The following is a 20406-nucleotide window of genomic DNA, read 5'->3' on the forward strand; positions in this document are numbered from 1 at the left end:
ATCAGAAGAAGGTGTGGATCAGGTCGACGATGCGCGGGTTCGCCGCGTCGGCGTCGTCGACGACCGGAAGCAGACGCCACTTGTCGAACGCCGTGCAGGGATGCGACAGGCCGAGCCGTGCGACCGTCCCGACGGGAACGTCGTCGCGGGCCGTGCCCGGCGTCCGGAGGAAGGCGTGCTGATCGTTGAGCGCCGAGATATGGTGCCCCGCTTCCGCGTCCCGGCCGCCGATGCGCTGCGGTGTCGGCAGCCCCTCGTCGAACGGGAAGTCACGCTTGCCCGCATCGAGCAGTGCGAGTTCGGGTTCCGGACGCGACACCACCCGCGCCCAGCCGTGCATCGCGGAGGACAGGTGCTCCTCGCCGACGCGGGAGGCGATGAGCGGGGAGATGTCGGCGTAGAAGCCGTCGTCGTGCACCACGTAGGCGCCCGAGCGCAGCACGACGGCTGTGTGCTCGTCGACGACCGACGAGAGCCGCTCGACCACCAGGTCCTGGTAGGCGCTCCCGCCCGCGGTGACGATCGCCCGTCCCTCGTACAGGCCGTCGGCGGCGAGACCGGCGTGCAGGGCGGCGACCTCGTCGAGGTAGGCGCGTACGGCGTCCAGACCGGCGGGTGTGCGGTCGTGGGCCAGCGCGCCCTCGTATCCGCCCACGCCCGCGAGGGTCACCGACGGCGACGAGGAGATCGCGGCCGCGACGCGTCGCGCCTCGTCCACACTGCGTGCCCCGGTGCGGCCGTGCGGCCCACCGAGTTCGACGATCACCGGGATCGGTCGTGTCACGGCGCCCAGGATCTCCGTCATGCGTGCCACGGTGTCGACACTGTCTGCCCAGCAGACGAACTCGACGTCGTCGTGGGCGTCGAGGTCCGCCGAGATCCAACGGAGCGTCACCGGGTCGATCAGGGCATTGGCGAGAAGGATGCGCTGCACGCCGAACGCGCGAGCGAGCTGCACCTGCCACCCGGTGGCGAGGGTGATTCCCCAACTGCCCGCCTCGAGCTGCTCGGCCCACAGCTGCGGCGCCATCGTGGTCTTGCCGTGCGGTGCCAGACGCATGCCGGCCGCATCGGCCCACCGCGCCATCACATCGATGTTCGACGTGAGGTGGCGGCGATCCAGCGTGACGACAGGGGTCGCGAACTCGGCGAGAGTGGGCGCCGTCGCCAGGTAGTCGCGCACGGTGAGGCCCCACGCGGCGGGTGGGACGGACTTGTACTCGGGGCCGAGAGTGCGGTCGTGCAGCGCCTCGACGGCGGCCTTGTCGATCATCGAATCCTCCTGCGCCGGATACGGCGCTGTAGCGTTGCGTATGTTGCAACGCTGATTGCAAACTGTGTTCGGTGTCGTTAGTCTGCAACGAACAGGGACAACTCGCAAGACATCGAAGGGAATTGATGTGAGATCACCCGGCGCGGCGACTCCACGGGTGGTGTGTGTCGGTGAGGGACTCGTCGTCATGGTCGCGCAGCCCGGCCCCCTCGAGCACTCGGACACGTTCGAGCGGTCGGCCGGGGGAGCCGAGGCCAACGTCGCGCGGGTCCTCGCCCAGTTGGACGTCGAGGCGTCCTGGCTCTCGCGCGTCGGTGACGACGGCTTCGGCCGCTACCTGATGGAAACGATGCGCGCGAGTGGGGTGGACACGTCGGCGGTGATCGTCGACCAGACCCGCACCACCGGGATGTACGTCAAGGAGCGTGGTTCGGGCAGCGGTCACGCGTCGGATCTACCCGCCGGGGAGAGCCGAATGACCTACTTCCGCAGCGGTTCCGCCGCCAGTGCGCTGTGTGTCGACGACATCGTCGGGGCGACACCGGTGCTCACGGCTGCCGACCTCGTCCACGTCAGCGGCATCACGCTCGCCCTGTCGGACACCGCGCGCGACGCTGCGTCCGCACTGGCATCGTCGCCCGGTCTGCTGAGTTTCGACCTCAATCACCGTCCCCGACTCTGGACCGCCGAGAGTGCCGATGTGGTTCTCGGAGAACAGGTCCGACGCAGTGACATCGTGCTGATGGGCGCCGACGAAGCGCACGCGGTGTTCGGCACCGGAGACCCCGATGCGCTGCGTGGCCTGTTCCCCGAGCCGCGCCGCCTGGTGATCAAGAACGACGCCCACGTGGTCGTGGGATTCGACGGCGCCGAGCGTGTCGACGTCCCGGCCCTGCGGTTGTCGGTGGTCGAGAAGATCGGTGCGGGAGACGCGTTCGCCGGTGGCTACCTGGCCGGTGTCCTCCGCGGCGACGATCAGCAGCGTGCGATCAGGCTGGGGCACCTGTGCGCGGCCGGCGCTCTCACCGCGCACGGCGACGCGGCCCATCTGCTTCCGCTGCACCGTCTCGACGCACTGGTGACATCCTCGGACGAGAAGTGGTCGACCATCGACTACGACGCCGAGAGGGGAATCGCCGTATGAGTCAGAGTGTGTCCCGCGCGCTCACCCTGCTTCGGGTGCTGGCCGACGGTCCGCGATCACTGGACGAGTTGGCTGCCCACCTCGACGTGCACAAGACCACGGTCCTGCGACTGCTGCGGGCGATGGAGGCGGAGCGGTTCGTCCAGCACGACCACGAACACCGGTATCGCCTGGGGTCGACGCTCTTCGAACTGTCCAATCGGTCGTTGGAGCAGCGCGACATCCGGACGTTGGCGCGGCCGTACCTCGCGACACTGAACGCGGAGACCAAGCAGACGATCCACCTCGCCACCTACGAGTCGGGGGAGGCCGTCTACATCGACAAGTTCGACGCCACCCAGAGCGTGCGGATGTACTCCCGTGTCGGACGCCCGGCCCCGTTGCACTGCACCGCCGTCGGAAAGATCCTGATCTCCGGGCTGCCTGCGGACGAGCAGGTCCGCGTCGCCCATCGCATCGAGTACACCCGCTTCACCGACCGCACCATCGACACGCCCGAGCGCTACCTCGAGGAACTGGCCCTGGTGACCCGTCAGGGATACGCCGAGGACCACGAGGAACACGAGTCGTTCGTCAACTGCATCGGCGTGCCGGTGCGCGACGGAACCGGCTCGATCGTCGCCGCGGTGTCGATGTCCGTGCCCGACATGCTGCTGGACCACGCCCGCGTCCTCGGCACCCTGCCGCAGGTGCGCGCGGTGGCCGAGACCATCTCCGCCGAACTCGGCTGGAGTCCGACCCCGACGAAGGAACCCGCATGACCGACAAGATCGCCGTCCTCACGACCGACGCGCCTGCACCCGCCCACACCTTCTCGCAGGGGGTGCGCAAGGGCCCGTTCGTCCAGGTGTCCGGGCAGGGACCCGTCGACCCGGCGACCAACGAGTACCTGTACCCCGGCGACGTCGCGGCGCAGACCACGCGAACGCTGACCAACGTCAAGGCCATCGTCGAGGCGAGTGGTGCGACTTTCGACGACGTCGTGATGCTGCGGGTGTACCTGACGAAGCGTGAGGACTTCGCCGTCATGAACGAGGCGTACGGCGCATTCGTCCTCGAACACACGAAGGGTGACGTCCTGCCCAGTCGCACAACGGTCTTCACGGGACTCCCGCGCGAGGAGATGCTCGTCGAGATCGACGCGATCGCGGTGGTCTGACACGTCGACCCACCGTCAGGGCACCATGAACCCATGAGACGACGGTGGGTACGGCTGCAGGGCACGTTCTGGTTCGTTCCTGCGGTCCTGGGCGTCGTCGCCGTCGTCCTCGCTCAACTCCTGGTCGCCCTGGATCGGTGGCTTCTCGATCGGGGCATCGGGATCGGCGGGTCGCTGCTCTATCACGTGGGCGCGAGTGGCAGCCGGGACATCCTCGGCGCCATCGGCGGGTCGATGCTCGGGGTGGCGGCGACGTCCTTCTCCATCACCATCTCGGTGCTCGCGACGGCCAGTTCGACCTACGGCCCGCGACTGGTGCGGAACTTCATGGCGGACCGCGGGAACCAGGTGGTGCTCGGCATCTTCGGAGCGACCTTCCTCTACGCACTGATGGTGCTGCGCTCGATCCGGTCGCTCGACTCGGACGGCGACGTCTTCGTGCCCGACATCGCGGTGAACGTCGCCGTGCTCCTCGCGGTGCTCGACGTGGGTGTCCTGGTGTACTTCATCCACCACATCGCCCAGTCGATCCAGGTGGCGACGCTGTCCTCGCGGGTTCGGGACGAACTCTCCGCAGCCGTCGACGAGCTCTACCCGACGGAGCCGCCGGCCGACGCGGCGTCGGATGCCGAGGTGACGCTGCCCGACCACGTCGACGCGGTCCGTGCTCCGCGTTCCGGAGTCGTCGTCGACGTGGACGAGGACGCGGCGTTGTCCTCGGCCATCGCCGACGACGCTGTCGTGGTTCTGCTCTGCAGACCGGGCGAGCACGTGATCGAGGGAGACGCCATCGCGGAGTCACGACGGTGGAGCGGATCCGCCTCCGCGTCGCACCTGCGAGAGATCGAGTCCGCGGTCGAGATCGGCGACGAGCGGACTCCGCAGCACGACATCGAGTTCGCCGTCGAGCAGCTGGCCGAGATGGCGGTGCGGGCCCTGTCCTCGGGTACCAACGATCCGTACACGGCGCGCAACGCTCTCGACGATCTGTCCGTCGGGATGGTGACTCTCGTCGGCCGTCCGCCGCCGTGCGGTGCCCGGACCGACGATGCCGGGACCGTACGGATCGTTCTTCGTCGGGTGCCCGTGGTGGACCTGATCGACCACGCGCTCGGCGCGGTACGGGTCTACGCGATGGCGAGCCCCATGGTGGTCGCTGCCGGTATCCGGTTGGCCGAGCGGCTCGGTGCGGCAGCGACCGACACCGCGTCGATCGACCGCGTCCGGTACCACCTCGACCTCCTCGACGAGGCGTGCAGACGAGAGATGACGGATCCGGCCGGGCGGGCCTCGTGCCTCGACCAGATCGACCGTGCACGTGGGCGTCTCCGTGCACACTCCGGCTCCGGTCCGCTTTCAGGCACAGTGGAGTCGTAGATCCGCCGCCGAAAGGACCCTGTGCAGACCCGCCTCGCCTTCCTCGGGCTCCTCTCCATCCTGCTCGGCGCCGCGACGATCGTCGTCCTCGATGTCGTCACCGCGCTCGGGTCGCCCGCTCATCTGCGCCGCACCATCAGCGAGTACGGGCTGGGCGCGCAGCAGTGGGTGTTCACGGCCGGGGTGCTGCTCCTCGCCCTCGGATCCGGCGCCGTGCTTATCGCAGCCGTCCGGCAGTCGTTGCTGCGCGCGTCGTCGGTCGCCGCGGTGGCGATGACACTGTGGACGGTAGGACTCGTCGCCGTGGTCGCGGTTCCCAAGCAGGACTGGAGCAACGACGCGACGCTCGGCCTCGGCGGGGCGGTGCACCGCGTGGGTGCGGCGGTCGCGTTCGTCAGCATCCCGGTGGCAGTGATCGCTCTCGCCGCACCGTGGATCCGGTCGAGCGAGTGGGCACGTCACGCCCGACGGACGTTCGTGCTGGGAGTGCTGTCCGTCGTGGCCATCGCACCCATCGGGTACGCGCTGTTCGTCGGCGTGACCACCTCGACACCGTGGTACCGCGTCGTGACGCTCGGACACGTCGAACGGATCCTCGTCGTCGTGGAGGTGATCGCGCTGATCTCGCTCGCGTGGTGGGTCCGCGCGAGCGCGCTCAGGGAGTCACCGCATCGCGTCGGTGACGCGGTCCACCAGCTCTGAGTCGTCGACGTCCAGAATGGGCGCCCACATGGAGGCCGCATCGGCGCCGTAGGCGTGACCGTGGCCTTCCGGGACCTCGGCGGCGAGCGCCATGTCGAGCGTCACCTGCCAGAAGGTGACCAGAGGGATCCACGTCATCCCCTTGTCGACGTCGACGCCGCGCGGCTCCCGGAGCCAGTCCGGCTTGCCGAACAGCAGGTCGAACGACCACCAGACGATCGGATCGCTGGGGTGCTGCCAGTACACGATGCGCGGGCTCTCCCAGTCCACCAGACCGGGTGCGTCGAGATCGGACGGCTCCGCGGCGAAGCGGACGTTCTGCCCGCCGTAGATCACGGGAAGGATCTCGGGGCTGCCCGGGTCCCGTGAGTCGGTGACACGCGACCACTGCTCGGAGAAGTTGGGCGTCCCCACCCACAGCGCGCCGTCCGTGCGCGCCAGCATGTCCTGCACTCCGGAGAAGGCGTCCTGGCCGCCGTACGACCCGAGCGATTCACCGAACGTGAGGAGCTTCGGGCGGTCGTTCTCGGGACGGTCCTGCACGCGCTGGTAGACGGCCTCGAAGACGGCGCGGCCCGCGATGAGCGGGGTGTCGCGATCGGCGAGGAACGCCAACGGACTGGGCAGGTACGAGTACTGGACCGCCGCGATCGCCGTGTCGCCGCCGGCGAGGTACTCGAGTGAGGACGCGACGGACGCGTTGACCCACCCTCGACCGGTGGTCGTCGCGATCGCCAGGTACTCGCGATCGAAGGCGCCGGTTCGGTCCAGTTCGGCGACGAGTCGGTCGGCGAGCGAGTCGACGGTGTCCCGGCCGAGTCCGAGCCCGTCGGCGTCGACGGACTTGCGTCCCGCATAGACCCGGATCGGGGTGAGGGCGGGCCGTCCCGTCACGGATGCGATCTCGTCCGACGTCGGGCCGCCCGCGACGAAGGTGCGCCCCTCGCGGCCCAGGGTGTCCCACTCCTCGTTCGACTCGGGCGAGCCCGACCGTTCGGGCGCCGACGGCGGTTCCACGCCCTCGGCGCTCCCGGTGTCGGCCGCAGCGGCGGACCCGTTGGAGATGCGTGAGATCCCGGTGGCAAGGAGCCCCTCGACGGCGAACACCAGCACCACACCGACGGCGACGACGGCGAGACCGCGCGAGACGGGCGGCGGGAGAACACGACCGATCAGTGCGATGAGAAGGTCGGTGACGCGGCGGATCCCACGAGCCAGCGTGATCACCAGGACGACGACGATCGCGGCGACGACGAAGACTCCGGCGTAGTCCCACGACTGGCTCGGTTCGATGCCCACGAGTTCGCGAGAGATGTTCTGCCACCACGCCCCGAGGACGAGGAACAGCGGGAGCACGACGACTGCGGCGGCGCCGATCGCGTACCAGCCCCACCGCCTCAGTCGTTCGGGCCACTCGCGAGTGAGCTCCATCCGCCGGACGCCCCACACGACGAGAACGCCGACGCCGTGACCGCATCCGACCGAGAGGCCCGTGGCGACGGCCTGCAGGTACCACGGTCGGGGGAGAAGCGACGGGGACATCGACCAGCAGTAGAAGACCAGTCCGACGACGAGGCCGATCGGCTCGAAGCGGGAACACCACCGCCACAGTGCGGTGGCGATGCGTCCTCGCTGGTCCTTCGTGGTCACCGGGTGAGTCTAGGTGCTGCGCGGCGACTCCAACCGGGAGCGCAGGGTCCGATCGGTGACGGAGATCCCCTGGTTGATGAAGGGTTCGACCACCTTCGCGAGTGCCTTGCCCGTGAACCCGCCGGGGAACTCGTAGCGGAACTCGACGTCGGCGACGCAGTGTCCGTCGTCCACGGGGGTGACCACCCAGCGAGAACTGGTCTCGAAACCCTTCACCGACGACAACGCGATGACGGAACCGTCGACCCACTCGACGATGTCCACCGTGGAGTGCAGAGCTTTGGGTCCCAGCTTCATCTCGGCGTCGAAGCGATCGCCGGTGCCGCGCGACACCGGTCCGACGGGGACGAACGAGGTGACGCCGAACATCCAGTCCGGCACGTTCTCGTACGAGGACAGATAGTCGAAGGTCGCCGACGCCGGTGCGGCGATCTCGACGTGCTTGGTGATGACGGGCATGAGGTCTCCTGGTGCGGCTGTGGTGTCAGGGATTCGGTCGGTCAGTCGATGCGGATGGTGAGAGCGTCGGACACGGGCACCGACTGGCAGGCCAGGCGCACTCCCCGGTCGAGCTCGTACTGATCCAGCGTGTCGTTGACGCGCATGTGCACGTCACCGCTGACGAGAGTGAACGCGCAGGCGCCGCAGTTGCCCTCGCGGCACACGAACGGGGCGTCGATTCCCTCGGCGAGCATGGCGTCGAGCAGCACGGTGTCGGGTGCGCAGTGGAACGAGTGATCGTCGCCCTCGACCTCCGCGGACACGGGAACGCCCGTGGCCGAGGACGTCTCGACGAGGGTGGTGTGGAACGGGTCGGTGGTGATCGACGTGAACACCTCACGGTGGATGTTCTCGGGCGACACCCCCGCCGCGAGGAGCCCCTGCTGCGCCACCTCCATGAACGGCCCCGGCCCGCAGAGGTACGCGTCGGCGTCGGCGATGCCGGAGACGGCGTCGGTGAGACCGGTGGCAGTGGGCAGGCCCGACGCCGACTCGTGCCAGTGCCGCACCGTGAGGCGGTCCGGATGCTGCTGCTGCAGATCGTCGAGGGTGGCGGCGAACATGACCGAGTCCGGATCTCTGTTCGCGTAGAACAACACGACCCGTCCGTCGTGCGACGCCAACGCGGTCTTCAGGATGGACATCACGGGCGTGATGCCGCTGCCGGCGGCGACCAGGACGAGCGGGCGATCCCATCGCGCGGGAACGAAGGTGCCCGCGGGAGCCAATGTCGTCAGTGCGAATCCTGCCGTCGCGGTGTCGCACAACCAGGTGGACCCGAGGCCGCCCGCGGTGCGCTTGACGGAGATCGCGGGGCGCTCGCCGGTGTCGGGACTGCTCGACAACGAGTAGCACCGTGCGGCGGAACCGCCGTCGCTCAGAGGAATTTCGACCGTGAGGAACTGGCCCGGGCGGTAGCGCAGAGCCTCGCCGTCGGCAGTGGACAGGACCAACGTCACCGCGTCCGCCGTCTCGCGGATCACCTCGTCGACCTGCAGTCGGAGTGTGCGGACGGCGGTGTCCGCGGAGTCGATCGCCACGATGTCTTCCCCTCGTCGGCCGGGTGTGTCCGGCACTCCGGACTACACCGAAGATTGTTTCATTGAACTATAGGCCATTGACAAATGGCACAGTCATCCGTGACGCTTCCGGCATGACATCGACGCGTCCGATCCCCGAGCGGGGGTCCCTGAGGTCCCGCGCCGCGGCCCGAGCCACGCAGTCGACGTTGCGACCCATCGCGTCCCGACTGCCGTTCGGACGCGGCGGCGAACGCGTCGCCCGCGTCCTCGTCGAGGTGGCCATGCGTGCCTGCGGCGGAATCGCACCCGGCACGGTCGTCCGCACCGTGCGCGAGGACGGTGTGGTCGGGGAGTGGGTCGACGCCCGGGCAGGCCGGAGGCCGGTCGAAGATGGGGCAGGCCGGAGGCCGGTCGAGGGTGGGGCGGATCGCACGCCGGTCGAGGGTGGGGACGGTTCCGTGGACACCGCCGGCCCGATCCTCTATCTGCACGGCAGCGCGTACGCGATCTGTTCCGCACGGACGCACCGCGGCCTGGCGTCGCGGCTCTCCCGCGCGACGCAGCGTCCGGTCTTCGTGGTCGACTACCGACTCGCCCCGGAGTTCCCTTTCCCCGCCGCAGCCGACGACGTCGAGCGGGCGTACCGCTGGCTGCTGTCGAGCGGCCACGCACCCGAGTCGGTCGTCGTGGCCGGCGACTCGGCGGGCGGTCACCTCGCGCTGGACCTGGTGCTGGACAACGCCCGACGATCGGTTCCGCAGCCGAGTGCGGTCCTCCTGTTCTCGCCGTTGATCGATCTGACCTTCACCCTCGCGCAGAACCGGGAGCGTATCCGTCGCGACCCGATGATCTCCGCAGCGGCGGCGCGGGCACTCACCGCGCTCTACACACGCGGCGAGGATCCCGACGGGCGGCGCCTACGACTCGCGGTCGAGGCGGGAACGGCACTGCCGCACTTCGTGGTTCAGGCCGGCGGTGCGGAGATGCTCGTCGCCGACGCCGAGCACCTGCGCGATCTGGTGGTCGATGCCGGTGGCACCTGCACGCTCGAGATCTGGCCCGACCAGATGCACGTGTTCCAGGCTCTGCCGCGCATCAGCCCGGAAGCGGACCGGGCACTCGCCCGCGCCGCACATGCCCTGACAGCCCTCCATCGAACAGAGACGAGACACTGATGTTCTCTCGATCCAGACCACGCCTCACTCACGGGGCGGACGCCGTGGTCACCGGCGCCGGCAGTGGCATCGGCCGCGCCTTCGCGCTCGAGATCGCCCGCCGCGGTGGCCGCGTCGTCTGCGCGGACATCTCGCTCGAACGCGCCGAGGAGACGGTGCGGATGCTCGACGGCCCCGGCTTCGCCGTCCAGTGCGACGTCGCCGTGCAGTCGCAGGTCGAGGATCTCGCGCTGTTCGCCGAACTGGAGTTCGGTGGCGCGCCGACGCTCGTGATCAACAACGCCGGCGTCGGCATCGGTGGCAAGCCAGTGGGCGACATCGGGTTCGAGGACTGGAACTGGGCGCTCGGCATCAACCTGTGGGGAGTGGTCCACGGATGCGAGACGTTCGTTCCGCTGCTCCGTACCGCGGGTCGCGGCGGCATCATCAACGTGGCTTCGGCCGCGGGATTCGCCGCGGCACCGACGATGGGGCCCTACAACGTCGGCAAGGCGGGCGTCATGTCGCTGTCCGAGACTCTGGCGGCGGAACTGTCCGGGTCGGGTGTCCACGTGACCGTGCTGTGCCCGACCTTCGTCAAGACCAACGTCGCGGTCGACGGTCGCATCACCGAGCGCTCCACGGAACTCGCGCAGAAGTTGATGCGATGGACCGGCTTCTCACCCGAGCGGATCGCCGTCACCACGCTCGACGCGCACGACAGGAACCGCCTCTACGTCGTGCCCCAGCTCGACGCGAAAGCCATCTGGCTGACGAAACGGCTCCTCCCCACCCTCTACACCCGCGGAGCAGGGCTGCTCGACCGCCTGCTCCCCGGCGAGCCCGCCCCACAGTCCCTTCCCACTGTTTCCGCCTCGACAGGAGTATGACGATGGCCTTCGACTTCGACGCCATGCTGGACAAGATCAAGGACCGCCAGTGGTCCCTTGCGGACATCGACTGGGACGCCCCCGGCGCCGAGATGATCCCGCCCGAGCAGCACGCCAAGCTCAAGCCGTTCTTGTCCGATCTCATGTGGATCGAGAACGTCGGCGCGCGCGGATTCGCCGCGATGGCACGCAAGGCGCCCACCGAGACGCTGCGCGAGATCTACCGTTACTTCCACGCGGAGGAGCAGAAGCACGCGAATGCCGAACTGGCACTGATGCGTCGGTGGGGCATGCTCGAGAACGACGAGATCCCGCAGCCGAACGTCAACGTCAAGCTGATCATCGACTGGCTCGACAAGTACTCGGATCAGACGCCGCTCGCCGTGCTCGGCACCGTCATCCCGATGCTCGAGGTCGCGCTCGACGGTGCGCTGGTCAAGTTCATCGTCGACGAGATCGACGACCCGGTCTGCCAGGAAGTGTTCAAGCGCATCAACGCCGACGAGTCGCGGCACCTCGCCGTCGACTTCGAGGTCATCGATCTGCTGGGCCACGCGAAGATGCGCCGCATTCTCGTCGAGACGATCGGCGCCTGGATGCATCCGTCGCTCATCATCGGCACCCTGCGGTACATCCCACTGCTGAACAAGATGCGGGACAACATCGTCGAGATGGGTGTCGACGAGGATCGCCTCTACACCGCGATGAAGCGCTTCAAGAAGGTGGGCGAACGCAGCGAGTTCCCGAAGCGTCTGCCGATGTACCGCTTCATCAGCTGGCACGGGAGCGTCGTCATCAACCGCGACCACCCGTACCACAAGTTCGCCGACTCGATGGTGACGCTGACGGCCAAGTACCCGAAGCGGCTGCTGCGCCCGCAGCCCACGTGGTCCAAGGAACTCACGTACGAGCCCGTCGCATGACCGAGATTCTCTCCACCGCCATCATCGGAGGCGGATTTGCCGGCATCGGTGCCGCGATCCGGCTTCAGCAACGGGGGATTCGCGACATCGCCATCCTCGAACGCGGCACACGTGCCGGTGGGACCTGGCGTGACAACACGTATCCCGGTGCAGCCTGCGACATTCCGTCCCGCCTGTACTCGTACAGCTTCGCCCCCAATCCGGACTGGTCGCACACCTACTCCGGGAGTGCGGAGATCCTGGGCTACATCGACTCGATGGTCGAGAAGTTCGAGCTGAGCCGCTACCTCCGGTTCGGTCACACCGTCGTGGACGTCACCTGGCACGAGTCCCGGTCGCTCTGGGAGATCTCGGTCCAGGACCGGGAACCCGTCCTCGCCCGCACCGTCGTGATGGCGTCGGGACCGCTGGCGAACGTCAGCCTGCCCAAGATCCGCGGCGTCGAGACCTTCGCGGGAGCGAAGATCCACAGCGCCCGGTGGGACCACGACTACGACTTCGCCGGCAAGAAGGTCGCCGTCGTCGGCACCGGAGCCAGCGGCGTGCAGATCGTTCCCGAGCTGGTGAAGGTCGCCGAGTCGGTCAAGGTCTTCCAGCGCACGCCGGGGTGGGTGCTGCCCCGCACCAACTTCCGCACCCGCGGACTGACTCGCGAGATCTACCGCCGCGTGCCCTTCAGTCAGAGCGTCGCGCGCAAGGCCTGGTTCTGGGGCCACGAGTCGGTCGCCCTCGGGGTCGTCTGGAACTCGCCGCTCACGCGCGTGGTGGAGGGAGTGTCGAAGCTGCACCTACGCAGTCAGGTTCCGGATCCGTGGCTGCGGCGCCAGCTGACGCCGGAGTTCCGCGCCGGCTGCAAGCGCCTGCTGATGACCAGCAAGTACTACCCGGCGCTGCAGAAGGACAACTGCACGCTCGTCACCTGGCCCATCGCACAGATCTCCGAGAAGGGAATCCGCACGGTCGAGGGAGTCGAGCATCAGTTCGACGCGATCGTCTTCGCCACCGGGTTCGACGTCTCCAAGACCGGGTCGCCGATCCCCATCACCGGGCGCGACGGGCGCGTCCTCGCCGACGAGTGGAGCCGGGGAGCGCACGCCTACAAGTCGATCGCGGTGTCCGGGTACCCGAACATGTACTTCACGTTCGGGCCCAACTCCGGACCCGGCCACAGCTCCGCCCTGGTCTACATGGAGGCGCAGATCGACTACCTGGTCGATGCCATCGCCACCGCCGTGAACCAGAACTTCGTGCTCGACGTCCGCGCCTCGGTGCAGGCCGAGTACAACGCGGACCTGCAGCAGCGGCTGACCAAGACGACGTGGAACTCGGGGTGCTCGAGCTGGTACCTCACCGAGGACGGTTTCAACGCCACGATGTTCCCGGGCTTCGCCACGCAGTACGTCAAGCAGCTCGAGACGGTGCTGTTGCCGGACTACTCGGTGACGGCGGCAGCGACGGCACCGGTCGACGAGGTCGTCGCCGCGGTGTGACCGAGCGTTAGTCTGGAGGTCCGGCCGAGTGGAGGAGTGAGTCGATGACCGAGTACCGCATCGACGAACTGGCTCATGCCGCGGGCACGACCTCGCGCAACGTCCGGGCCTACCGTGAGCGTGGACTGCTCCCGCCCCCGCGTAAGCGGGGGCGGGTCGGCATCTACGACGACTCGCACCTCGCCCGGCTGCGACTGATCGACATCCTGCTCCAGCGCGGCTACACGACCACACACATCAGCGACTTCATCGATGGCTGGGAGAGCGGCAAGGACCTCACCGAGGTTCTCGGTCTGCAGCGCGCCCTCACCGAGCCGTGGTCGACGACCGGCGAGGTGCAGTCGGTCTCCGTCGACGAGGCGCGGCAGATGCTCGGCGACCCCGACGGCGTCCAGCTGTCCAGGCTCGTGGAGTACGGACTGGCCCGCATCAACGGCGACCGATGCACGTTCACCGATCCGAAGCTGTTGCAGGGCTTCACCTCCCTCGCGACCTACGGCTTCGGGATCCGCGAGGTCATGGACATCCACGAACGGCTCCATGCGGCCGTCGACGGAATGTCCAAGGACATGATCTCGACTGTGAAGAGTCACATCGTCGACCGCTACGGCGAGGGTTGGATTCCCGAGGGTGACGACGTCCTCCGGGCCACCGAGATGTTGCAGATCATGCGCACTCTCGCAGTCGATTCCGTGCATTCGTTGCTCGGCCGCACACTCGACCGCAACCTGCAGGAGCAACTCGGCGAGTACCTCGAGGTCGCCATCGACAACACCTCTCGTTCGGACCGTCACACAGCCTGACCTCGCTTTTCGGACCAATGGGGCATGGTGGAGTCATGAACCGCACCAGACTGTCCGCCGCTGTCGCCCTCGCCGGCGCCACCGCCCTCGTTCTGACCAGTTGCTCGTCGTCGAGCGAGGAGGGGCAGGCGACGCCGGCGTCCTCCAGCGCTGCTCCGGCGTCCTCCAGCACGGCTCCGTCGTCGTCGGCGTCGAGTACGTCCTCGAACGCCACCGTCTACACGTTGCCGGGAACCGGCGTGTTCCCCGAGGGCATCACCGCCGACGACGACACCTTCTACGTCTCGTCGACCTCCGACGGTGCGATCTTCCGCGGCACGGTCGGCAACACCACCGTCGAACCGTTCCTCCCCGGTGGACAGGACGGTCGCACCGGCGCGGCGGGACTGGACGTCGACGGGGACGACGACGAGAACACCCTCGTCGTGGCGGGCGGTGCGACCGGCACCGTCTGGATCTACGACGCCGAGTCCGGCGCACTGCGCGGGAAGTTCACCAACGGGCTCGGCCAGGACGCCACCTTCCTCAACGACGTCGTCATCGCCGACAACGGCGACGCCTTCATCACCGACTCGCGCAACCCCACGCTGTGGCGCATCCCGGCGAACGCCACCGGTGAGGGCCAGTTGGAGCCGTTCGTCGACTTCACCGGATCCCCGTTCGCGTACGGCGAGGGCTTCAACGCCAACGGCATCGTCGAGGCGGACGACGACAACGCATTGGTGATCGTGCAGTCCAGCACCGGCAATCTGTACCGCGTGGCCCGCGACTCCAAGGCCGTCACGCAGGTGGACCTCGGCGGCGCGACACTTCAGAACGGCGACGGCATGGAGATGGAGGACGACACGCTCTACGTGGTTCGCAACCGCGACAGCCTCATCGCCACAGTCGATCTCGACGACGACGGCAACCGTGGGCGGGTGACCGGTGAGATCACCGACCCCAGCTTCGCCTACCCCACCACCGTCGCCGACGTCGACGATCAGATGCTGGTGGTCAACAGCCAGTTCGACAAGCGGGGTGGCACTCCAGTGGAGCCCTTCACCGTGGTCGGTGTGCCTGAGCGGTAGGGGTCGGGCTTGGGGTGTGCGCTGGTTGCGTGAGGTGCGGTCGGTCGGTGCGTGCGCGCCGGTGGTTGGCGGCTCGTGGCGGTGGTGTGCGCGGGTTGCGTGGCGCGCACACCCCTTTCCGACGGCGGAGCGGGGTGTGGGCGGCTGGAAGTAGTGCGGGTCGGTCAGCGAGGGCCGGTGTTGCCGATGCGGGACGTCGAGTCGTCCTCCGTTTCCTGGTACCCGCGACCCGCTTCGAGGAAGGCCTCGCGGAGTTTGGTGACGGCGTTAATGTGGGCCGCGAGCACGGAGCTCAGTGAACCCTCCGGGCCGTGGGTGAGGTCGGAGTACTTGCGTGCTAGCGCGATTCCGGAGGGAAGGGTGCCGAAACCCGCGCTGAATTCGAGCGCATTGATCGACGGCAGCAGTTCGGCGAGGCCACTGACGAATTGTTCGCACGCTGACGCGCACCTGCGCGAAGAATCGGCGGAGATGATGAGGTCATCGGTCATGGAAAGTTCTTCCTTCGCGGGTCAACGGGGGATGCTGGAAGCGAATGCTTGCGCCCCGGTTCTCGCCACAGCGCACACATCCGCGGTGACGGAGGAAGCGAGATTCCGTTCAGCACGAAACACCACAGAACCCTCTCGCCAATCGAACGCGATACTGCAGGCAGCGAGTTGCTGGTCGCCGCGATCGCGGAACGAGAACGCGCCGACACCCAAGTCGTCGACAGCGCTGAACCTGTCCGAGGTCGGACTGGTCCTGAGCGCGTCGAGCGTCCGGGTAGTGGAGAAGACGGTCAGGAACTGATCGCTCCCCTTCCATGTGCACCACTTCCAGGTGTCGTCGAGTGGAACCGTGAGCTGGTCGACAACGACAGCCGGATCTGCCCCCGCCGCCCGGATGGCCTCGTCGGGTACCACGATGCAGGGGTCGAAGAGTTCCATCGCGACCGGCTCGGCGGTGCCGCTCATCCCACCGCACCCGGTGAGCGACGCGACGACTGCCGCGACAGCGAGTACCCCACAGTTCCTGCGCACACGTCGTTGGACGCACGCTCCGCTCCTGCGGTTCCGTGCTCCCACTGCACACAACGGTGTCCCCACGGGCACATCCGACCATCCGGAACCGTTCTGTGTGCAGAAATGCGCGCCGGGAACCGAGCGGGTGGTTGCGGCGTCGAAGGCTGTACCGCGCCACGGCGGACGATCGGAAGGCCTTCACCATGCACTCGACCACTCTGCCCGTTCCTTCCAGCGGCATCGGAAGTCTGACCAACGCAACATCATTGGCGGTGCTCGTCGCGTTCGCGACCCAGTGTGCGGTGGCGTGTGTCGCCGCGATCGCGGGATTCGGCGCCGTCGTCGTCAGTGCCCTCGCTGCCTTCGCGAGTGCGGACGAGTCGCCCGGCGCGATGTTCGTGGGCTCACTCGCCGATGCGTGGGCGTTCGTTCTCGTCATCGCTGCGGTGGGGCACGGGGTGCTCGCGACGATGATCGTGCAACGCCGACGTTCGGCACGCGTCGTCGTGACGGCAGTGGCCCTCGTGTGGGCGGTGGCGCTGGTGCACTCTCCGATGGTGTGGCCGTTGGTGGTGGTGCAGGCGGGTTCTGCGCTGGCGTGGTGGATCCCGGCGTCACGGCGCCCGACCCCCAACTGAACTCACACGAGCAGCGCGGCGATGGACCCGGGAAACGTCTCGTCGGGCCTGCGTTCGTAGAGCTCGGCGGGGCGTCCGCCCGCAGCCGACGTGGTGGCGCCCGTACCGACCAGCGCCCCGATCACATGACGGCGGAAGGTGTCCTTGCGCAGCGGGCGGTCGAACACGGTCTCGTACAGGGTGCGCAGGTCGAGCAGTGTGAAGGTGGTCCCCAGCAGGTGCGACGGATCAGGACGGGTGAGGTAGCGAGACCGCAGGTCGCCCACGGCGGCCGACACCATGTCGGCATGGTCGAAGGCCATCGGTTCCACAGGCCGATCCGCCTCGACGGCCAGGAGATCGGTGCCGGAAGGCAGGGACTCGGTGGGCGCCTCCGCGCAGTGCGCCATCGACAGGACCCATCCTCGATCGTCGCGGTCGGGAGCGTCGAACATCCGGATCTGATGGAACTCGACGCCGTCGATGCCGGCCTTGGTGCTCAACGCGCGCCTCGCCGCATCGGCGAGCGTCTCGCCCGGATGCAGGAATGTGCCGGGAAGTGCAGCTCCCCAGGGTGATTCCACCGTCACCACGTTCAGCGTTCCGCCGTGGACGGTGAGAACGGCGACGTCGACAGCGACGGACGGTCGTGGGTACGACGTCAGATCGGAGGGCATGGGTTGCAGCTTAGCGCAGTGGTGCGTTATGGTTAGCGCACAAACGAGCAAAGGGGACGACATGAAGCTGACCGACGAACAGAAGAACCGCGCCGAGGGCGTCGTGCTCGGCACCGCAGCCGGTGACGCACTGGGCGCCGGATACGAATTCGGCTACCCGACGCCCGAGACGGTGATCGACATGATCGGCGGCGGCACCTTCGACTGGGCGCCCGGCGAGTGGACGGACGACACGTCGATGGCCCTCTGCATCGCCGAGGCGCTGGTGGAGGGCCGGGGACTCGACGGCGTCGCGGCGAACTTCGTGGCCTGGATCGACACGAACCCGGCGGACGTCGGTATCCAGACGCGCACGGTGTTGTCCCGGCGCAGCAGGTCGGCTACCGAGATGACCGCCGTCGCCGCAGGACTGTCCGGCAGGACAGGTGGCAACGGTTCGCTGATGAGAACTGCCCCGGTGGCGCTGGCGTATCTCGACGACCCGGATCAGCTCTCGGTGGCCGCTGCGCAGATCAGCGCCCTGACGCACAGTGATCCGCAGGCGGGGGAGGCATGCCAGATCTGGAGTGCCGGCATCCGGCACGCCGTCCTGCACGGCACCTACGACGGCATCTCGCTGTACCTCGACGCGGCGGAGCCGTCGGTGCGCGACACCTGGGCGCCGTTGCTCGACGCCGCGGAGAAGGGGCGCCCGTCGGACTTCGACAGGAACGGGTGGGTGGTGCACGCGCTCCAGACGGCCTGGTCGGCCATCACGACCACCGAGGAGAACGGGGACCAGCTGACAGCGGCGCTGGAGGCGTGTGTCCGCGCGGGCGGCGACACCGACACCACCGCAGCCATAGCCGGTGGGCTCCTCGGCGCACGCTGGGGCGCCTCGGTGATCCCCGAGGCGTGGACCACGATCCTGCACGGGTACCCCGGACGACGAGCCGCGGACCTCGCGGATCTGGGACGTCGCCTCGCAGAAGGAGCAGCAGCATGAGTGTCATCGATGTGGTCACCGGAGACATCACCACCGTGCGCGCGGACGTGATCGTCAATGCCGCCAACTCGACCCTCCTCGGTGGAGGCGGGGTGGACGGCGCCATCCACCGCGCAGGCGGACGAGAGATCCTCGACGCCTGCAAGATTCTGCGGGCGACGACCCTTCCGAACGGACTCGACACGGGTGCCGCCGTCGCGACGCCCGCAGGCCGCCTGCCGGCGAGGTGGGTCGTCCACACCGTGGGGCCGCGGTACTCGGCGCGCGAGGACCGCTCGCCGATCCTGCGCGCAGCGTACGAGCGCTCCCTTCTCCTGGCTCACTCGCTCGGAGCATCCTCGATCGCGTTCCCGCTCATCTCGGGCGGTGCGTACGGATGGCCGGTGGAGCTGGCGGTCGCCGAACAGGTGCGCGCGGTGACGTCGGCGCCCGTGTCCGTGGATCTCGTGACCCTGGTGGCCTACTCGGCCGAGGTGCACCGCATGACGACGCGGGCCGTCGGCTGACCGGTCATCGCCGACGTGCTCGCCACGCCGACCAGGCGCCGGTGGCCCACAGAGCCCAGATCACCAGCAATGGCTGGAACAGCAGCCGGATACCTCGTGCCCGATCGGTGTCCAGCCCGAAAGCGTCTGTGTGCGTGACGAACTGAGAGATGTTGCCCGGGAACACGGCGACGAAGAACAGCGCCGTGACCCACCCCACCGCCACCCGGTACCGCGTCAGGGCGACGAGAGCCAGGCCCAGCACCACCTCGACGACACCCGATGCGACCACCACGAGATCGGTGTCGAGCGGCATCCACGTCGGTACCTGCGCGGCGAACTCCTGCCGGGCCCAGAACAGGTGGCTCAGTCCGGCGAACACCAAGAACGCGCCGAGGACGAGCCGCCCGACGATACGAGGCACGGTCGCAGGGGCGGGGCGCGTGGTCATGCCTGCCACCCTACGAGGCGCCGCGCTGCCCGTCCGGTCGGCCGAGAACGCGGCCCAGCTCCTCGTGCGCGTAGACCCTGTTCTCGCAGTAGACGGCGCCGCCGACGCACTCCTCGTCGTCGCAGTCGCAGAACCTGTACGGCTCCGCGTTCCAGCGGCTGCCGTACTGCGACCCCCGCTCCGCGACGAGTGCGGCGACCTCGCGCACCGTCCTCTGCTCGCTGCGTCTGCGCTGCCCCCGGCGATGTCCGCCCATGTCCGTCCCCCCGTTGTCGGTGGCGTCACGCTAGGGGAGGGGTACGACAGGCGCCGGCTGATGTCCAGTGATGCAGTGGATGCCGCCGCCCCGGGCGAACAGCGGCCGGGCGTCGACGGTCGATCTGCCAGTGTCGTCGTCGGCATGTGCAACGCGGAGATGTCGCCTGCACTCTGGTGAAGCCGCGGACCGGGGTCGCGACCGGATGGTCCGAGAATCTGCGTGATCGCAACCCTGGCCCGAGCGTCGGCGATGCTCGACCGTGGTGTCCATGACTTCCACCATTCGCACCTCCGTCGTTCCCTTCGTCGTGGAGGCGTCCGGCACCGGCGTCGCCCAGCACCTCGTCGTCGAGGGCACGGCGGGGCACGAGTTCGACGCCGACGCCTACCCGGCCTTCGGCGGCAGGGACGAGGCACCGAGCCCGCTGTTCTACGCACTCGGTGCGCTGACTTCGTGCAACCAGGTCACGGCCTCTCTCGTCGCCAAGGATCTGGGCATCACGCTGGGAAAGTTCAGCTTCCGCGTGCAGGGTGACCTGGACACCGCCGTCCTGGTGACCGGCGCCGAGGGCAACTCGAACTTCGACACCGTCACCGTCGAGGCGACGGTGGAGACCGACGCGACCGGTGACGCGTTCGACCACTTCGTCTCGGAGGTCGAGCGTCGGTGCCCCGTCACCCAGCTCTTCGTGCGCAGCGGAACGGGCTTCGTCAACACCTGGACGCGCGCCGACCTGACGTGACGGCCTCTCGAGCTCCGCGAGTACGTCC

The 20406-nt window shown here is 68.3% G+C and carries 24 protein-coding genes; 15 read left to right on the top strand and 9 right to left on the bottom strand.

Annotated features, from left to right (window positions below; genetic code table 11):
* Nucleotide 1: 1 nt before the first annotated feature.
* Complete coding sequence (locus OG947_RS16130; protein ID WP_027504899.1) at nucleotides 2–1273, bottom strand: alanine racemase; 1272 nt, start codon at nucleotides 1271–1273, stop codon at nucleotides 2–4.
* A gap of 127 nt (nucleotides 1274–1400) precedes the next feature.
* On the opposite strand from OG947_RS16130, the gene OG947_RS16135 reads away from it, so the two are divergent.
* From OG947_RS16135 to OG947_RS16155, 5 genes are read left to right on the top strand one after another with little or no spacing between them, the layout of a single operon-like run.
* Entirely contained in the window at nucleotides 1401–2417 is a 1017-nt protein-coding gene (locus OG947_RS16135; RefSeq protein ID WP_328811434.1) for a sugar kinase, read from the top strand.
* Nucleotides 2414–3178 (top strand): IclR family transcriptional regulator, encoded by a 765-nt coding sequence (locus OG947_RS16140; RefSeq protein WP_328811435.1) that lies wholly within the window; start codon nucleotides 2414–2416, stop codon nucleotides 3176–3178. Before OG947_RS16135 ends, OG947_RS16140 begins: the two co-directional genes overlap by 4 nt.
* Nucleotides 3175–3576 carry a RidA family protein gene (locus tag OG947_RS16145; protein WP_027504901.1) on the top strand — a complete coding sequence of 134 codons (402 nt, stop codon included), beginning with the start codon at nucleotides 3175–3177 and terminating at the stop codon, nucleotides 3574–3576. The genes OG947_RS16140 and OG947_RS16145 overlap by 4 nt, the downstream gene beginning before the upstream one ends.
* A 33-nt stretch (nucleotides 3577–3609) precedes the next feature.
* Nucleotides 3610–4953: a DUF2254 domain-containing protein gene (locus OG947_RS16150; RefSeq protein ID WP_328812345.1), complete on the top strand. Its 1344-nt coding sequence runs from the start codon at nucleotides 3610–3612 to the stop codon at nucleotides 4951–4953.
* A 21-nt stretch (nucleotides 4954–4974) separates the two neighbouring features.
* Nucleotides 4975–5655 (top strand): DUF998 domain-containing protein, encoded by a 681-nt coding sequence (locus OG947_RS16155; RefSeq protein WP_328812346.1) that lies wholly within the window; start codon nucleotides 4975–4977, stop codon nucleotides 5653–5655.
* Here OG947_RS16155 and OG947_RS16160 read toward each other — a convergent pair.
* Genes OG947_RS16160 through OG947_RS16170 form a run of 3 tightly spaced genes read right to left on the bottom strand, consistent with a single transcriptional unit; the run spans nucleotide 5617 to nucleotide 8846 of the window.
* On the bottom strand, nucleotides 5617–7305 hold the full coding sequence (locus OG947_RS16160) for an alpha/beta hydrolase (RefSeq protein WP_328812348.1): 1689 nt from the start codon (nucleotides 7303–7305) through the stop codon (nucleotides 5617–5619). The genes OG947_RS16155 and OG947_RS16160 overlap by 39 nt on opposite strands.
* 9 nt (nucleotides 7306–7314) lie before the next feature.
* Nucleotides 7315–7764 carry an SRPBCC family protein gene (locus OG947_RS16165; protein ID WP_051613146.1) on the bottom strand — a complete coding sequence of 150 codons (450 nt, stop codon included), beginning with the start codon at nucleotides 7762–7764 and terminating at the stop codon, nucleotides 7315–7317.
* A gap of 41 nt (nucleotides 7765–7805) precedes the next feature.
* Entirely contained in the window at nucleotides 7806–8846 is a 1041-nt protein-coding gene (locus OG947_RS16170; protein ID WP_328812349.1) for a ferredoxin--NADP reductase, read from the bottom strand.
* A gap of 113 nt (nucleotides 8847–8959) precedes the next feature.
* Between OG947_RS16170 and OG947_RS16175 the strand changes: the two genes are divergently transcribed.
* The 6 genes from OG947_RS16175 to OG947_RS16200 are packed head-to-tail and all read left to right on the top strand — an operon-like array spanning nucleotide 8960 to nucleotide 15158.
* On the top strand, nucleotides 8960–10003 hold the full coding sequence (locus OG947_RS16175; RefSeq protein WP_328812350.1) for an alpha/beta hydrolase: 1044 nt from the start codon (nucleotides 8960–8962) through the stop codon (nucleotides 10001–10003).
* On the top strand, nucleotides 10003–10872 hold the full coding sequence (locus tag OG947_RS16180; protein WP_328812352.1) for an SDR family NAD(P)-dependent oxidoreductase: 870 nt from the start codon (nucleotides 10003–10005) through the stop codon (nucleotides 10870–10872). The genes OG947_RS16175 and OG947_RS16180 overlap by 1 nt, the downstream gene beginning before the upstream one ends.
* 2 nt (nucleotides 10873–10874) lie before the next feature.
* Nucleotides 10875–11795 carry a ferritin-like domain-containing protein gene (locus OG947_RS16185; RefSeq protein ID WP_328812353.1) on the top strand — a complete coding sequence of 307 codons (921 nt, stop codon included), beginning with the start codon at nucleotides 10875–10877 and terminating at the stop codon, nucleotides 11793–11795.
* A complete protein-coding gene (locus tag OG947_RS16190) occupies nucleotides 11792–13285 on the top strand; it encodes a flavin-containing monooxygenase (protein WP_222632788.1) in 1494 nt (497 codons plus the stop codon). The genes OG947_RS16185 and OG947_RS16190 overlap by 4 nt, the downstream gene beginning before the upstream one ends.
* 44 nt (nucleotides 13286–13329) lie before the next feature.
* A complete protein-coding gene (locus tag OG947_RS16195) occupies nucleotides 13330–14088 on the top strand; it encodes a MerR family transcriptional regulator (RefSeq protein WP_307091819.1) in 759 nt (252 codons plus the stop codon).
* Between the two features lie 35 nt (nucleotides 14089–14123).
* On the top strand, nucleotides 14124–15158 hold the full coding sequence (locus OG947_RS16200; protein WP_328812354.1) for an SMP-30/gluconolactonase/LRE family protein: 1035 nt from the start codon (nucleotides 14124–14126) through the stop codon (nucleotides 15156–15158).
* A 164-nt stretch (nucleotides 15159–15322) separates the two neighbouring features.
* On the opposite strand, the gene OG947_RS16205 is transcribed toward OG947_RS16200, so the two are convergent.
* Complete coding sequence (locus OG947_RS16205; RefSeq protein ID WP_328812355.1) at nucleotides 15323–15649, bottom strand: hypothetical protein; 327 nt, start codon at nucleotides 15647–15649, stop codon at nucleotides 15323–15325.
* A gap of 21 nt (nucleotides 15650–15670) precedes the next feature.
* Nucleotides 15671–16114: a DUF3558 family protein gene (locus tag OG947_RS16210; protein ID WP_328812356.1), complete on the bottom strand. Its 444-nt coding sequence runs from the start codon at nucleotides 16112–16114 to the stop codon at nucleotides 15671–15673.
* A 251-nt stretch (nucleotides 16115–16365) separates the two neighbouring features.
* Between OG947_RS16210 and OG947_RS16215 the strand changes: the two genes are divergently transcribed.
* On the top strand, nucleotides 16366–16800 hold the full coding sequence (locus OG947_RS16215) for a hypothetical protein (RefSeq protein ID WP_222649560.1): 435 nt from the start codon (nucleotides 16366–16368) through the stop codon (nucleotides 16798–16800).
* 2 nt (nucleotides 16801–16802) lie between these two features.
* Here the strand turns inward: OG947_RS16215 and OG947_RS16220 are convergent, their stop codons facing one another.
* Nucleotides 16803–17456 (bottom strand): NUDIX hydrolase, encoded by a 654-nt coding sequence (locus OG947_RS16220; RefSeq protein ID WP_056448281.1) that lies wholly within the window; start codon nucleotides 17454–17456, stop codon nucleotides 16803–16805.
* Between the two features lie 61 nt (nucleotides 17457–17517).
* On the opposite strand from OG947_RS16220, the gene OG947_RS16225 reads away from it, so the two are divergent.
* Nucleotides 17518–18441, top strand: coding sequence for an ADP-ribosylglycohydrolase family protein (locus tag OG947_RS16225; RefSeq protein ID WP_222645852.1), 924 nt, complete (start codon nucleotides 17518–17520; stop codon nucleotides 18439–18441).
* Nucleotides 18438–18947, top strand: a complete 510-nt coding sequence (locus tag OG947_RS16230) for an O-acetyl-ADP-ribose deacetylase (RefSeq protein WP_056448287.1) — start codon at nucleotides 18438–18440, stop codon at nucleotides 18945–18947. The genes OG947_RS16225 and OG947_RS16230 overlap by 4 nt, the downstream gene beginning before the upstream one ends.
* 4 nt (nucleotides 18948–18951) lie before the next feature.
* Here OG947_RS16230 and OG947_RS16235 read toward each other — a convergent pair whose 3' ends face one another.
* Together OG947_RS16235 and OG947_RS16240 are read right to left on the bottom strand one after the other, a co-directional pair.
* Entirely contained in the window at nucleotides 18952–19377 is a 426-nt protein-coding gene (locus tag OG947_RS16235; RefSeq protein WP_056448542.1) for a DoxX family protein, read from the bottom strand.
* A gap of 10 nt (nucleotides 19378–19387) precedes the next feature.
* Nucleotides 19388–19633 (bottom strand): hypothetical protein, encoded by a 246-nt coding sequence (locus OG947_RS16240; protein WP_328812358.1) that lies wholly within the window; start codon nucleotides 19631–19633, stop codon nucleotides 19388–19390.
* Nucleotides 19634–19904: 271 nt separating this feature from the next.
* On the opposite strand from OG947_RS16240, the gene OG947_RS16245 reads away from it, so the two are divergent.
* On the top strand, nucleotides 19905–20378 hold the full coding sequence (locus OG947_RS16245) for an OsmC family protein (RefSeq protein ID WP_328812359.1): 474 nt from the start codon (nucleotides 19905–19907) through the stop codon (nucleotides 20376–20378).
* The last annotated feature ends 28 nt before the right edge of the window (nucleotides 20379–20406 follow it).

Source organism: Rhodococcus sp. NBC_00297, assembly GCF_036173065.1.
Classification (GTDB): Bacteria; Actinomycetota; Actinomycetes; order Mycobacteriales; family Mycobacteriaceae; genus Rhodococcoides.

Excerpts from the sequence above, each read along its gene's own strand:
- OG947_RS16200 (WP_328812354.1), top strand. The coding sequence starts at position 14,124 with ATGAACCGCACCAGACTGTCCGCCGCTGTCGCCCTCGCCGGCGCCACC.
- OG947_RS16140 (WP_328811435.1), top strand. The coding sequence starts at position 2,414 with ATGAGTCAGAGTGTGTCCCGCGCGCTCACCCTGCTTCGGGTGCTGGCC.
- OG947_RS16215 (WP_222649560.1), top strand. The coding sequence starts at position 16,366 with ATGCACTCGACCACTCTGCCCGTTCCTTCCAGCGGCATCGGAAGTCTG.
- OG947_RS16130 (WP_027504899.1), bottom strand. The coding sequence starts at position 1,273 with ATGATCGACAAGGCCGCCGTCGAGGCGCTGCACGACCGCACTCTCGGC.
- OG947_RS16190 (WP_222632788.1), top strand. The coding sequence starts at position 11,792 with ATGACCGAGATTCTCTCCACCGCCATCATCGGAGGCGGATTTGCCGGC.
- OG947_RS16210 (WP_328812356.1), bottom strand. The coding sequence starts at position 16,114 with ATGAGCGGCACCGCCGAGCCGGTCGCGATGGAACTCTTCGACCCCTGC.
- OG947_RS16235 (WP_056448542.1), bottom strand. The coding sequence starts at position 19,377 with ATGACCACGCGCCCCGCCCCTGCGACCGTGCCTCGTATCGTCGGGCGG.
- OG947_RS16175 (WP_328812350.1), top strand. The coding sequence starts at position 8,960 with ATGACATCGACGCGTCCGATCCCCGAGCGGGGGTCCCTGAGGTCCCGC.
- OG947_RS16245 (WP_328812359.1), top strand. The coding sequence starts at position 19,905 with ATGACTTCCACCATTCGCACCTCCGTCGTTCCCTTCGTCGTGGAGGCG.
- OG947_RS16195 (WP_307091819.1), top strand. The coding sequence starts at position 13,330 with ATGACCGAGTACCGCATCGACGAACTGGCTCATGCCGCGGGCACGACC.
- OG947_RS16180 (WP_328812352.1), top strand. The coding sequence starts at position 10,003 with ATGTTCTCTCGATCCAGACCACGCCTCACTCACGGGGCGGACGCCGTG.
- OG947_RS16185 (WP_328812353.1), top strand. The coding sequence starts at position 10,875 with ATGGCCTTCGACTTCGACGCCATGCTGGACAAGATCAAGGACCGCCAG.
- OG947_RS16165 (WP_051613146.1), bottom strand. The coding sequence starts at position 7,764 with ATGCCCGTCATCACCAAGCACGTCGAGATCGCCGCACCGGCGTCGGCG.
- OG947_RS16145 (WP_027504901.1), top strand. The coding sequence starts at position 3,175 with ATGACCGACAAGATCGCCGTCCTCACGACCGACGCGCCTGCACCCGCC.
- OG947_RS16220 (WP_056448281.1), bottom strand. The coding sequence starts at position 17,456 with ATGCCCTCCGATCTGACGTCGTACCCACGACCGTCCGTCGCTGTCGAC.
- OG947_RS16150 (WP_328812345.1), top strand. The coding sequence starts at position 3,610 with ATGAGACGACGGTGGGTACGGCTGCAGGGCACGTTCTGGTTCGTTCCT.
- OG947_RS16240 (WP_328812358.1), bottom strand. The coding sequence starts at position 19,633 with ATGGGCGGACATCGCCGGGGGCAGCGCAGACGCAGCGAGCAGAGGACG.
- OG947_RS16205 (WP_328812355.1), bottom strand. The coding sequence starts at position 15,649 with ATGACCGATGACCTCATCATCTCCGCCGATTCTTCGCGCAGGTGCGCG.
- OG947_RS16225 (WP_222645852.1), top strand. The coding sequence starts at position 17,518 with ATGAAGCTGACCGACGAACAGAAGAACCGCGCCGAGGGCGTCGTGCTC.
- OG947_RS16230 (WP_056448287.1), top strand. The coding sequence starts at position 18,438 with ATGAGTGTCATCGATGTGGTCACCGGAGACATCACCACCGTGCGCGCG.